The organism is Pseudomonas sp. HMWF006 (assembly GCF_003061205.1).
GTDB lineage: Bacteria > Pseudomonadota > Gammaproteobacteria > Pseudomonadales > Pseudomonadaceae > Aquipseudomonas > Aquipseudomonas monsensis.
Map to the genome: position 1 here is coordinate 2,493 of NZ_QAIU01000519.1, position 12,424 is coordinate 14,916.

Consider the following 12,424-nt stretch of genomic DNA (forward strand, 5'->3'; position numbering starts at 1 on the left):
TGGGCCAGGAGGCCGGCGGTCAGCGAGTCGACACCGCCGCTGATGCCCAGCACCAGCGTCTTGAGCCCGGAATTGACCAGGCAATCCTGAATAAAGGTAATGCGCCGGGCGACTTCGGCCTGCAGGGCCTGATAGTCAGCGAACGGCGGTTGCACCTTGAGCTGTTCAGCAATCTCACGCTGTACGGCTTGCATGAATTCACTCCTTGCTAGATAGACTGGAATCGGCAGGAACCTGGAACACGTGTCGCAAATAGGCGACGAAATTCGGGTCTTTACAGTGGGTCTTGCCTGGCTCGTCGGAGATCTTCGCCACCGGCTGGCCGTTGCAGGCGGTCATTTTAAGCACGATGCTCATCGGTTCGACACCTGGAATGTCACAGGTCAGGTTGGTGCCGATGCCGAAGCTCACGTTGATCCGGCCGTGCAGGGCGCGGAAAATTTCCAGCGACCTGGGCAGGGTCAGGCTGTCGGAGAACACCAGGGTCTTGCTCATCGGGTCGATGCCGAGCTTGTGGTAGTGCGCGATGCATTTTTCACCCCAGGCCACGGGATCGCCGGAGTCATGACGCAAACCGTCAAACAGCTTGGCGAAGAACAGGTCGAAATCGCCGAGGAACGCATCGGTGGTAATGCAGTCGGTCAGGGCGATCCCCAGCAAGCCACGGTACTCGCGGACCCAGCAATCGAGCGCAGCGATCTGGCTGTCGATCAGCCGCGGGCCGAGTTGCTGGTGGGCCATGATCCATTCGTGAGCCATGGTGCCCAACGGTTTCATGTCCAGCTCGCGGGACAGGTGCACGTTGCTGGTGCCGACGAAGCGCCCGGGGAAATCGTGCTTGAGCACGTTCACCACTTCTTCCTGCACGCGGTACGAGAAGCGTCGACGGGTACCGAAATCGGCTACCTGCAATTGCGCCAGTTCATCGGCAGAGGCATTCGCGGTGAGCCAGTCGAACTTGCGGTAAAGCTGCTCGCGGGCCTGCTCGAGCACCGTGTCGCGGTAGCGATAGCGGTTGCGCACTTCGCTGACGATGGCCAGCAACGGCACTTCGTAGAGGATCACATGCAACCACGGCCCGCGCAGGCGGATGAACAGCTCGCCGTTCTCGATGCCGGTGTGCAGGTAGCGCAGGTTGAAGCGGAACAGCCCGAGAAAACGCAGGAAATCCGGTTTGATGAAGCTGATGCGCTCAAGAAAACTCAACTGGTCGGCGCTCAGGCTCAATTCGGCCAGACGCTCGACCTGAAAGCGGATCTCGGCCAGATACGGGCGCAGATCCTCGGCGTTACGGCAACGGAACTCCCATTCGACTTCGACGTTGGGGTAGTTGTGCAGCACCGCCTGCATCATCGTCAGTTTGTAGAAGTCGGTGTCGAGCAGGTTCTGCACGATGCGATCGGCAAACACACTCTCGCTCATAAACGGGGTCTCCAGGTGCACCGCGCCCGGCGCGGTATCAAACAATGGTGCTAGTGGCGCATATCAGCGGCAGGGATTGCCAGCGATTTCTGCTGTGCGTGAGGTCAACCGGGGCGAGCGGGAGCAAGCGCCCTCGCCACTGGAGGTGTGTCAGGCGATTGATAGTCAGGCATCCGGGCTATCAATCTGTTCGAGCATCCACTTCACAAAATCGCGCACCTTCGGCACTTCCGCCGCGTGCTCCGGATAGGCCAGGTAATAAGCGTCGGAACTGGGCATTGCATGCTGCCAGGGAATGACCAGTTTGCCGTCGGCCAATTCCTCTTCCACCAGAAACCGTGGCAACAACGCCACACCGCAACCGACCTGGGCGGCGCGGATGCACATATAAAAGGTTTCGAAGCGTGGCCCGTGGTAGCTGTGCTCGGTCTGGTAACCCTGGCTGTCGAACCAGTCGTGCCAGGCCTGCGGGCGCGAGGCGTTTTGCAGCAGCACCAGGTCGGTCAGTTGCGTCGGGTCAGTGAAGGGTTTGTCCGGCAGGCTGCCCGGCGCACAGACCGGCACCAGCTCCTCGCCAAACAACTTCAGGCACTCGGTGCCGGGGCGTGAACCCTGGCCGAAGTAGAACGCCAGATCGCTGCGCCCTTGCAGCAAATCATCCGCCTCCTGCTCGTTGCAAAGATCGAGGTGAATCGACGGGTGGCGCAGGCGCCAGCCTTTGAGGCGCGGCACCAGCCAGCGGGCGCCGAAGGTCGAAGGCGTAGACACGCGCAGGACTTCGGTCTCGCCGCCGTAGGAACGCAGGTAATGCGTCGACATTTCCACCTGGGTGAGGATTTTTCGGACTTCCACCAGGTACAAATCCCCGGCCGGGGTCATCTGCAAGCGACGACGCACGCGGCGGAACAACAAGTGCTGCAACAATTCCTCAAGCTGCGCCACCTGTTTGCTGACGGCGCTCTGGGTCAGGTTCAGCTCCTCGGCGGCCCGGGTGAAACTCAAGTGCCGGGTCACGGCCTCGAAGCACTGCAACGCGGTGATCGACGGCAGGTGGCGTTTATTCAGCATGGGTGGTCCTTTTCTTGTCTTTCTCAGCGCAGCATGAATAAACGGAATGATATCTCGCGTAAAGGTCGTTTGTTGCCTCGCCATTGTGACGCTACAACTAAAGGCCTGCCCGGTCGCGAAAAAGCGTCCGCACACATTCAGTTTTTTGCTTGAGGAGTGACCCATGGTTGCCGCATTGCTTGATCGTCTCGGTGTGAACCCGGCCCTGTACCAGAACGGCAAGGTGCCGGTGCATTCGCCCATCGACGGCAGCCGCATCGCTGCGGTGAACTGGGAAGGCCCGGCCGAAGTCGAGCAGCACATCAGTCGCGCAGATCATGCGTTCGAGCAATGGCGCAAGGTTCCGGCCCCGCGTCGTGGCGAACTGGTGCGTCAGTTCGGCGAAGTGTTGCGCGAATACAAGGCCGATCTCGGCGAGCTGGTGTCGTGGGAAGCGGGCAAGATCACCCAGGAAGGTTTGGGTGAAGTGCAGGAGATGATCGACATCTGCGACTTCGCCGTCGGCCTGTCCCGTCAGTTGTACGGCTTGACCATCGCCTCCGAGCGCCCGGGCCACCACATGCGTGAAACCTGGCATCCACTGGGCGTGGTCGGCGTGATCAGTGCGTTCAACTTCCCGGTCGCGGTGTGGGCGTGGAACACTACGCTGGCGCTGGTCTGCGGCAACCCGGTGGTGTGGAAGCCGTCGGAGAAAACCCCGCTGACCGCACTGGCCTGCCAGGCACTGTTTGATCGTGTGGTGAAGAATTTCACCGATGCCCCGGCCAACTTGTGCCAAGTGATCATCGGTGGCCGCGATGCCGGCGAAGCGCTGGTCGATGACCCGCGTGTCGCGCTGATCAGCGCCACTGGCAGCACCCGCATGGGCCGCGAAGTGGCGCCGAAAGTCGCCGCGCGTTTCGCCCGCAGCATTTTGGAGCTCGGCGGCAACAACGCAATGATCCTCGGCCCAAGCGCCGATCTCGAGATGGCGGTACGCGCGATTCTGTTCAGCGCGGTCGGCACTGCCGGCCAGCGTTGCACCACATTACGTCGGTTGATCGCCCATGAGTCGGTGAAGGAAGAGATCGTCACTCGCCTTAAAGCTGCGTACTCGAAAGTGCGCATCGGTCATCCGCTGGAAGGCAATCTGATCGGCCCGCTGATCGACAAGCACAGCTTCGAAAACATGCAGGATGCGCTGGAGCAGGCGCTGAGCGAGGGTGGCCGGGTATTCGGCGGCAAGCGTCAGCTCGAAGAGCAATTCCCCAATGCCTACTACGTGTCGCCGGCCATCGTTGAAATGCCGGAGCAGAGCGATGTGGTCTGCAGCGAAACCTTTGCGCCGATCCTCTACGTGGTCGGCTACAGCGATTTCGAGGAAGCGCTGCGCCTGAACAACGCGGTGCCACAAGGCCTGTCGTCGTGCATTTTCACCACCGACGTGCGCGAGGCCGAGCGGTTCATGTCAGCGGTCGGCAGTGACTGCGGCATCGCCAACGTCAACATCGGCCCGAGCGGCGCGGAAATCGGCGGCGCGTTTGGTGGCGAGAAGGAAACCGGTGGCGGTCGTGAGTCGGGCTCCGACGCATGGCGCGCGTACATGCGCCGCCAGACCAACACCGTGAACTATTCGCTGGAATTGCCGCTGGCGCAGGGCATTACATTCGATTAAGCAGCAGCGAGCCTCAAGCCCCAAGCTACAAGCAGATCGGCTTGCTGCTTGTAGCTTAAAGCTTGCAGCTGCTCCGACAGGAGCTTGGCAATGCCGTTACGCGAAGAATGTCTGTGGGAAAAACTCACGCCGCAACGCCCGGATAACACCGCGCTGCGCGGCGAGGTCAAGGTCGATGTCTGCGTGATCGGTGCCGGGTTTACCGGGTTGTCGGCGGCGCTGCATCTGTTGGAAAAAGGTAAAAGCGTCTGCGTGCTGGAAGCGCATCGCGCCGGGCACGGCGGTTCCGGGCGCAACGTCGGGCTGGTCAATGCCGGCATGTGGATTCCACCGGACGAGATCGAAGCCGGTTTCGGCGAGGCGGTCGGCAGTCAGCTCAACCGCATGCTCGGGGCGGCGCCGGCGCTGGTGTTCAGCCTGGTGGATAAATACAACATCGACTGCCAGTTGCGCCGCGAAGGCACTCTGCACATGGCGCACAACGCCAAGGGTGAGGCGGATCTGCGCAGTCGCGAAGAGCAATGGAAGCGCCGTGGTGCGCCGGTCGAGTTGCTCACCGGCAAGGCCTGTGAACAGGCCACCGGTACGCAAAAGATTGCCGCCGCATTGCTCGATCGCCGCGCCGGCACGCTCAACCCAATGGCCTATGTCACCGGTCTGGCCAACGCTGTGAGAGGGTTGGGCGGGCAGATGTTCGATCACTCGCCGGTCACCCGCCTTGAACGCCAGGGCCCGCAATGGTCGGTGCAGACCGGGCAGGGTTCGGTGCTCGCCGAGCAAGTGGTGATCGCCTCCAACGCCTACACCGAAGGCGACTGGACTGAACTCAAGCGTAACTTCTTCCCCGGCTACTACTACCAGGTCTCGTCGGTGCCACTGACCGAAGACGCCGCGCAGGCCATTCTTCCGGGCGGGCAGGGCTCGTGGGATACCCGGCAAGTGTTGAGCAGCATCCGCCGCGACAAGGACGGACGGTTGTTGCTCGGCAGCCTCGGCAACGGCAATCAGAAACCCACGTGGTTTCTCAAGGCCTGGGCCGATCGTGTGCAGCAACACTACTTCCCTAACCTGAAGCCGGTGGAATGGGAGTGCACCTGGACCGGGCGCATCGCCTTCACCCCCGATCACCTGATGCGCCTGTTCGAGCCGGCACCGGGACTGGTGGCCGTCACCGGTTACAACGGGCGTGGCGTTACCACCGGCACGGTGGTTGGCAAGGCGTTCGCCGATTACCTGTGTCACGGCAATCCTCAAGCCTTGCCGATTCCTTTTGCACCGATGCAGCCCCTGGCAGGTGTGGGCCTGCGCAGTTGCCTGTACGAGGCCGGGTTCTCGCTGTATCACGCGGGCCAGTGCCTGCGCATCGTTATCTGAGTGTTGAAATATGTTGCCGGAAGCGGCGCTTTTCGATGCAGCGACTAGCCTGTAATGGTGCGGGTTGTAGCAGTCCCGCACCAGCAGTGTGCAGTTCGGTGACGCGGGCTGTTACAGGCTGGTTGCACGTCGTTTGGTGCCGCGGTTGCAATGATGGCGCAAGCGGGTTGCGCCTGAGATTTTAAAAGGTTTCACCTTCCGCGGTTTAGACGGTTGCACGCCCAATGAAAATGGGAACGAAACAGTCGAAATAACAAGAAAGCAGCGACTTTTTGAAGAATAAAAAACCGATGGCACGGCGCTTGCTCAGAGCAATCAGTGAAGTGAAGTCGCAGTGCCAACTAAAAAAAACCTTGGAGCACCACCTCATGTCCCAGACGTTTTACAAGAAAGGCTTTCTGGCCCTCGCAGTCGCTACTGCGCTGGGTGTTTCTGCGTTTGCTCAAGCTGATGTGAAAATCGGTGTAGCGGGTCCAATGACTGGCGCCAACGCGGCATTTGGCGAGCAGTACATGAAGGGTGCACAGGCCGCGGCGGACGCGGTCAACGCGGCGGGCGGCGTCAACGGGGAGAAAATCGTTCTGGTCAAGGGCGATGACGCCTGCGAACCGAAGCAGGCCGTGACGGTCGCCAAGGACCTCACCAACCAGAAAGTCGCCGGTGTAGTCGGTCACTTCTGCTCCTCTTCGACCATTCCAGCGTCGGAAATCTACGACGAAGCCGGGATCATCGCGATCACCCCGGGTTCGACCAACCCACAAGTCACCGAGCGTGGCCTCAGCGCGATGTTCCGTATGTGCGGGCGTGATGACCAGCAAGGCATTGTGGCCGGCGACTACATCGTCGACGTGCTCAAGGGCAAGAAAGTCGTGGTGCTGCACGACAAAGACACCTACGGCCAAGGCCTGGCGGATGCCACCAAGGCACAACTGGTCAAACGCGGCGTGACGCCTGTGTTGTACGAAGGCCTGACCCGTGGCGAAAAAGACTTCAGCACCATCGTCACCAAGATCCGTGGCGCTGGCGCCGATGTCGTCTACTTCGGCGGCCTGCACCCGGAGGCCGGTCCGCTGGTTCGCCAACTGCGTGAGCAAGGCCTGAAAGACGTCAAGTTCATGTCCGATGACGGCATTGTGACCGACGAACTGGTGACCACCGCCGGTGGCCCGCAATTCGTCGACGGCGTGCTGATGACCTTTGGCGCCGACCCACGCCTGCTGCCAGACAGCAAGACCGTGGTAGACGCCTTCCGCAAGGCCGGTACCGAACCTGAGGGCTACACCCTGTACGCCTACGCTTCGGTACAAACCCTGGCGGCCGCGTTCAACGGCGCGAAGAAAAACGACGGCGAAGCCGCTGCCAAGTGGCTGAAGGCCAACCCGGTGAAAACCGTGATGGGCGAAAAAACCTGGGACTCCAAGGGCGACCTGAAAGTCTCCGACTACGTGGTTTACCAGTGGGACAAGGACGGCAAATATCACCAGCTGGAAAAACAGAAGTAAGGGCTGACGCGACCCTTTGAACTCCGCAAATCCCTGTGGGAGCGGGCTTGCCCGCGATGACGGCCTGACAGTCGACAACTGTGTTGAATGTTCTACCGCTATCGCTGGCAAGCCAGCTCCCACAAGGTCCAGTGGTGTTCGAACTGTTCGCGCTCTGACATTGCTCCGACGTAAATCTGTATTTTTCCTAGAAGAACCGCACATCACCGATGTGCAGGTTCTCACTGCGTGAGATTGCGTTATGGATGGTATTTTCCTGCAGCAACTGGTCAACGGCCTGACCCTCGGGTCGGTCTATGGCCTGATCGCCATCGGCTACACAATGGTCTACGGCATCATCGGCATGATCAACTTCGCCCACGGCGAGGTTTACATGATTTCCGCTTACCTGGCGGCAATCAGTCTGGCTCTGCTGGCTTACTTCGGTATTGAATCCTTCCCGCTGCTGATGCTCGGCACGCTGATTTTCACCATCGTGATCACGGCGGTGTATGGCTGGGTCATCGAGCGAGTCGCTTACAAACCCCTGCGCAACTCCACCCGACTGGCACCGTTGATCAGCGCCATCGGTATCTCCCTGATCCTGCAAAACTATGCACAGATCGCCCAGGGCGCCAAACAACAGGGTGTGCCGACCCTGCTGAGCGGTGCGTGGCGCGTTGAAGTCGGTACTGGCTTCGTGCAACTGACCTACACCAAAGTCTTCATTCTGGTGGCCGCCTTCGTCGGCATGGGTCTGCTGACCTACGTGATCAAGTACACCAAGCTCGGCCGCATGTGCCGCGCGACCCAGCAAGACCGCAAGATGGCCTCGATCCTCGGCATCAACACCGACCGGGTCATTTCCTATGTGTTCATCATCGGTGCAGCCATGGCGGCGCTGGCCGGCGTGCTGATCACCATGAACTACGGCACTTTCGACTTCTATGCCGGCTTCATTATCGGCATCAAGGCGTTCACCGCGGCGGTGCTGGGCGGTATTGGTTCGCTGCCTGGCGCGATGCTCGGCGGGATCATTCTCGGCATCTCCGAGTCGCTGTTCTCCGGCCTGGTCAACTCCGACTACAAAGACGTGTTCAGCTTCTCGCTGCTCGTACTTGTTCTGGTCTTCCGGCCGCAGGGCCTGTTGGGCCGTCCTCTTGTGTCGAAGGTGTAAGCGATGTCTTCAACCACTCAAAAAAGCATTGATATCAAAAAAAGCCTGGTTGAGGCGATTCTGGCCGGCCTGATTGCCCTGATCGTGTTCGGCCCGATTGTCGGCGTGGTACTCGACGGCTACAGCTTCAACCTCGAACCGACCCGTGTGGCGTGGATCATCGGCATCGTCATGCTCGGCCGCTTTGCCCTCAGCCTGTTCCTGCAAACGCCCAAGGGCCTGAAGATTCTCGACGGGTTCGAGAGCAGTGGTTCGGGCGTGCATGTATTGCCGTCCGACCACAAATCCAGTCTGCGCTGGATCATCCCGCTGCTGATTGTGCTCGCGGTCATCGTGCCGTTTGTCTCCAACTCGTACCTGCTGGGCGTGGTCATCCTCGGGTTGATCTACGTGCTGTTGGGGCTGGGGCTGAACATCGTGGTCGGCCTGGCCGGTCTGCTCGACCTCGGTTACGTGGCGTTCTACGCCATCGGCGCCTACGGTCTGGCACTCGGTTACCAGTACCTCGGGCTGGGGTTCTGGACCGTGCTGCCACTGGCGGCGGTCACTGCCGGCCTGGCCGGTTGCATCCTCGGTTTCCCGGTGTTGCGCCTGCATGGCGACTATCTGGCGATCGTGACCCTGGGCTTCGGTGAAATCATTCGCCTGATCCTCAACAACTGGTTGTCACTGACCGGCGGCCCGAACGGTATGCCGGCGCCGTTGCCGACGTTCTTCGGTCTGGAGTTCGGCAAGCGGGCGAAGGATGGCGGGGTGCCGTTCCATGAGTTCTTCGGCATCGCCTACAACCCGGACGTGAAGTATTACTTCATCTACGCGGTATTGTTCCTCGTGGTACTGGCCGTGCTGTACATCAAGCATCGGCTGGTGAAGATGCCGGTGGGCCGCGCCTGGGAAGCCCTGCGTGAAGACGAAATCGCCTGCCGCTCGATGGGCCTCAACCACGTGCTGGTCAAGCTCTCGGCGTTCACCATCGGTGCGTCGACGGCCGGCCTCGCTGGTGTGTTCTTCGCCACTTACCAGGGTTTCGTCAACCCGACCTCGTTCACCTTCTTCGAATCAGCGCTGATCCTCGCCATCGTCGTGCTCGGCGGCATGGGCTCGACCATCGGCGTGGTGATCGCGGCGTTCGTGCTCACGGTTGCTCCGGAACTGCTGCGCGGCTTCGCTGAATACCGCGTGCTGCTGTTCGGCATCCTGATGGTGTTAATGATGATCTGGCGACCACGAGGGCTGATCCGCATCAGCCGTACCGGGGTCACTCCACGCAAAGGTGCCATTCACTATGAGAGGGCTGCGCCATGAGTGAAGTCGTACTCTCTGTGGAAAAACTGATGATGCATTTCGGTGGCATCAAGGCCTTGAGCGATGTCAGCCTGAAGGTCAAACGCAACTCGATCTTCGCCCTGATCGGCCCCAACGGTGCGGGCAAGACCACGGTGTTCAACTGCCTGACCGGGTTCTACAAGGCCTCCGGCGGCAAGATCGAACTCAACGTGCGCGGCAAGCAGACCAACGTCATCCAGTTGCTGGGCGAATCGTTCAAACCGACCGATTTCGTTTCGCCGAAGTCGTTCCTCAGCCGTCTGTACTACAAGATGTTCGGCGGTACGCATCTGGTGAACCGTGCGGGACTGGCGCGGACCTTCCAGAACATTCGCCTGTTCAAGGAAATGTCGGTGCTGGAAAACCTGCTGGTGGCCCAGCACATGTGGGTCAACCGCAACATGCTCGCCGGTATCCTCAACACCAAGGGCTACCGCAAGGCCGAAAGCGATGCGCTGGATTGCGCGTTCTACTGGCTGGAAGTGGTCGATCTGGTGGACTGCGCCAACCGTCTCGCCGGTGAACTGTCCTACGGCCAACAGCGCCGCCTGGAGATCGCCCGGGCCATGTGCACGCGGCCGCAGATCATCTGCCTCGACGAACCGGCCGCCGGCCTCAACCCTCAGGAAACCGAAGCGCTGAGCGCGATGATCCGGCTGCTGCGCGACGAGCACGATCTGACCGTGGTGCTGATCGAACACGACATGGGCATGGTCATGAGCATCTCCGACCACATCGTGGTGCTGGACCACGGCGTGGTCATCGCCGAAGGTGGCCCTGAAGCGATTCGCAATGATCCGAAAGTGATTGCCGCCTATCTCGGCGCCGATGAAGAGGAAGTGGCATGACCCAACCGATCCTCCAACTCAAGGACCTGGACGTGTTCTACGGCCCGATCCAGGCCCTCAAAGGCGTGTCGCTTGAAATCAACGAAGGCGAGACCGTCAGCCTCATCGGCTCCAACGGCGCGGGCAAGTCGACGCTGCTGATGTCGATCTTCGGCCAGCCACGGGCGGCGGGCGGGCAGATCCTCTATCAAGGCGTCGACATTACCCACAAGTCCTCGCACTACATCGCCTCCAACGGCATTGCGCAGTCGCCGGAAGGGCGGCGGGTGTTCCCCGACATGACCGTCGAGGAGAACCTGCTGATGGGCACCATCCCGATTGGCGACAAGTACGCCAAGGAAGACATGCAGCGCATGTTCGAACTGTTCCCGCGGCTCGAGGAACGGCGTACGCAGCGGGCGATGACCATGTCCGGCGGCGAACAGCAAATGCTCGCCATCGCCCGCGCGCTGATGAGTCGGCCGAAGCTGTTGCTGCTCGACGAACCGAGCCTGGGCCTGGCGCCGATTGTGGTGAAACAGATCTTCGCCACCCTGCGCGAACTGGCGAAAACCGGCATGACCATCTTTCTGGTTGAGCAGAACGCCAACCATGCGCTGAAGCTGTCGGACCGCGCATATGTGATGGTCAACGGCGAGATTCGCCTGACGGGCACAGGCAAGGAACTGCTGGTGAATGAGGAGGTGCGTAACGCTTATCTGGGCGGGCACTGATTGTTCCCACGTTATGCACAGCCCCGGCGACGCAAGTCCCGGGGCTTTTTTATCTCTCAAACCCACCGCAAAACCCCGGAGGAGTGAGCCTGCTCGCGATCGCGGTTTCCCATTCGCCATCACCGCTGGCTGATACACCGCGATCGCGAGCAGGCTCACTCCTACAGTTGATTTGCGCCGGATTCGCGAATTGTGGAAAACAAATTCCGCCTGCTGCCAAAGCGCGACATATAGACGCTGCAAATGGCTGTTTTTCCACAGTTTTGACTTGTCCCCGTTTGCTGTGGAGCTGGCTGTGAATAAGGTGGGTGTATCTGGCTGCAAGCCTTTTAAAACGTGGCCTGCAAAGGGGTGGCTGTTTTTTGATCAGGCTTTTTTGCAGGAGCTGACGCCTTCGTTGTCAACCTTTTTCTGGGCGTCGACTATCAGGCTGTTCCATGTGAACAAGCCTGTGGATAAGTCTGTGATTAAACTCTGGAAAGACCGCGCTGAGGGCCGTAATTGCTGGCCTCGCGCAATCACTGGTGTGACCGGTCGGTCGTGCAAAATGCCACGTCCGGCACAACTGCCACTTCAGGGTCAAGCAAAAAACTTTCTATTTCCCCCGCAAAGCCTTATGTGGCGCGGCTTTGCGCGTTTGCACTTGCCCCCGGAAACTGTGGAAGGGACTGTGGATAACATGCGTGCACATGGCTGCAGGCCACGGTGGCTATGGTGTTGGCAGGCTTGGTTGTTTTTTGTACAGCTTGTGGGTGTTGCCCGTGCATGCGCGGGCGGGCATGCTGCCTGCTGATTTTCTATTCCAAGGGCCGCCTCGGCGGCCGAAGCAAGGAGAACACGATGTCCAACACCCTGTTTATCACCGGCGCGACGTCCGGTTTTGGTGAAGCCTGTGCCCGCCGTTTTGCCGAGGCCGGCTGGAAACTGGTGCTGACCGGCCGTCGTGAAGAACGCCTGACCGCCCTGTGCGCCGAGTTGTCCACGCAGACTGAAGTCCACGGCCTGGTGCTCGATGTACGCGATCGCAAGGCGATGGAAGAGGCGATCGCCAACCTGCCGCCATCGTTCGCCAAGCTGCGCGGCCTGATCAACAACGCCGGCCTCGCGCTGGGTGTTGACCCGGCGCCGAAGTGCGACCTGGATGACTGGGACACCATGGTCGACACCAACGTCAAAGGTCTGATGTACGCCACACGTCTGCTGCTGCCACGCCTGATCGCGCATGGCCGTGGCGCCGGTATCGTCAACCTCGGCTCCATCGCCGGCAACTATCCGTACCCGGGCAGCCATGTGTATGGCGCGACCAAGGCGTTCGTTAAACAGTTCTCGCTGAACCTGCGTTGCGACCTGCAGGGCACGGG

9 protein-coding genes and 2 pseudogenes are annotated in these 12,424 nt (G+C 60.4%); 8 read left to right on the forward strand and 3 right to left on the reverse strand.

Annotated elements, in window-relative coordinates; all coding sequences use genetic code 11:
• From nadE to DBR24_RS23175, 3 genes and pseudogenes are all read right to left on the reverse strand, one after another.
• Positions 1–194: pseudogene (nadE, locus tag DBR24_RS33395) on the reverse strand (NAD(+) synthase); the annotation flags it as partial.
• A gap of 4 nt (positions 195–198) precedes the next feature.
• Complete coding sequence (gene pncB, locus DBR24_RS23170) at positions 199–1,422, reverse strand: nicotinate phosphoribosyltransferase (protein ID WP_123470945.1); 1,224 nt, start codon at positions 1,420–1,422, stop codon at positions 199–201.
• A gap of 165 nt (positions 1,423–1,587) precedes the next feature.
• Positions 1,588–2,490 carry a LysR family transcriptional regulator gene (locus tag DBR24_RS23175; RefSeq protein WP_123470947.1) on the reverse strand — a complete coding sequence of 301 codons (903 nt, stop codon included), beginning with the start codon at positions 2,488–2,490 and terminating at the stop codon, positions 1,588–1,590.
• 163 nt (positions 2,491–2,653) lie between these two features.
• Between DBR24_RS23175 and DBR24_RS23180 the strand changes: the two genes are divergently transcribed.
• The 8 genes and pseudogenes from DBR24_RS23180 to DBR24_RS23225 all read left to right on the forward strand — a co-directional run.
• Positions 2,654–4,144: an aldehyde dehydrogenase family protein gene (locus DBR24_RS23180; protein ID WP_128615914.1), complete on the forward strand. Its 1,491-nt coding sequence runs from the start codon at positions 2,654–2,656 to the stop codon at positions 4,142–4,144.
• Between the two features lie 90 nt (positions 4,145–4,234).
• On the forward strand, positions 4,235–5,518 hold the full coding sequence (locus tag DBR24_RS23185; RefSeq protein ID WP_128615915.1) for an FAD-binding oxidoreductase: 1,284 nt from the start codon (positions 4,235–4,237) through the stop codon (positions 5,516–5,518).
• Positions 5,519–5,886: 368 nt separating this feature from the next.
• Positions 5,887–7,020 (forward strand): ABC transporter substrate-binding protein, encoded by a 1,134-nt coding sequence (locus DBR24_RS23190; RefSeq protein ID WP_123470951.1) that lies wholly within the window; start codon positions 5,887–5,889, stop codon positions 7,018–7,020.
• A 241-nt stretch (positions 7,021–7,261) separates the two neighbouring features.
• Positions 7,262–8,176: a branched-chain amino acid ABC transporter permease gene (locus tag DBR24_RS23200; protein WP_034151619.1), complete on the forward strand. Its 915-nt coding sequence runs from the start codon at positions 7,262–7,264 to the stop codon at positions 8,174–8,176.
• Between the two features lie 3 nt (positions 8,177–8,179).
• Complete coding sequence (livM, locus tag DBR24_RS23205) at positions 8,180–9,481, forward strand: high-affinity branched-chain amino acid ABC transporter permease LivM (RefSeq protein WP_128615916.1); 1,302 nt, start codon at positions 8,180–8,182, stop codon at positions 9,479–9,481.
• Entirely contained in the window at positions 9,478–10,350 is an 873-nt protein-coding gene (locus DBR24_RS23210) for an ABC transporter ATP-binding protein (protein ID WP_128615917.1), read from the forward strand. The genes livM and DBR24_RS23210 overlap by 4 nt, the downstream gene beginning before the upstream one ends.
• Complete coding sequence (locus DBR24_RS23215) at positions 10,347–11,063, forward strand: ABC transporter ATP-binding protein (RefSeq protein ID WP_123470957.1); 717 nt, start codon at positions 10,347–10,349, stop codon at positions 11,061–11,063. Before DBR24_RS23210 ends, DBR24_RS23215 begins: the two co-directional genes overlap by 4 nt.
• Before the next feature lie 840 nt (positions 11,064–11,903).
• Positions 11,904–12,424, forward strand: a pseudogene (locus DBR24_RS23225) (SDR family NAD(P)-dependent oxidoreductase); the annotation flags it as partial.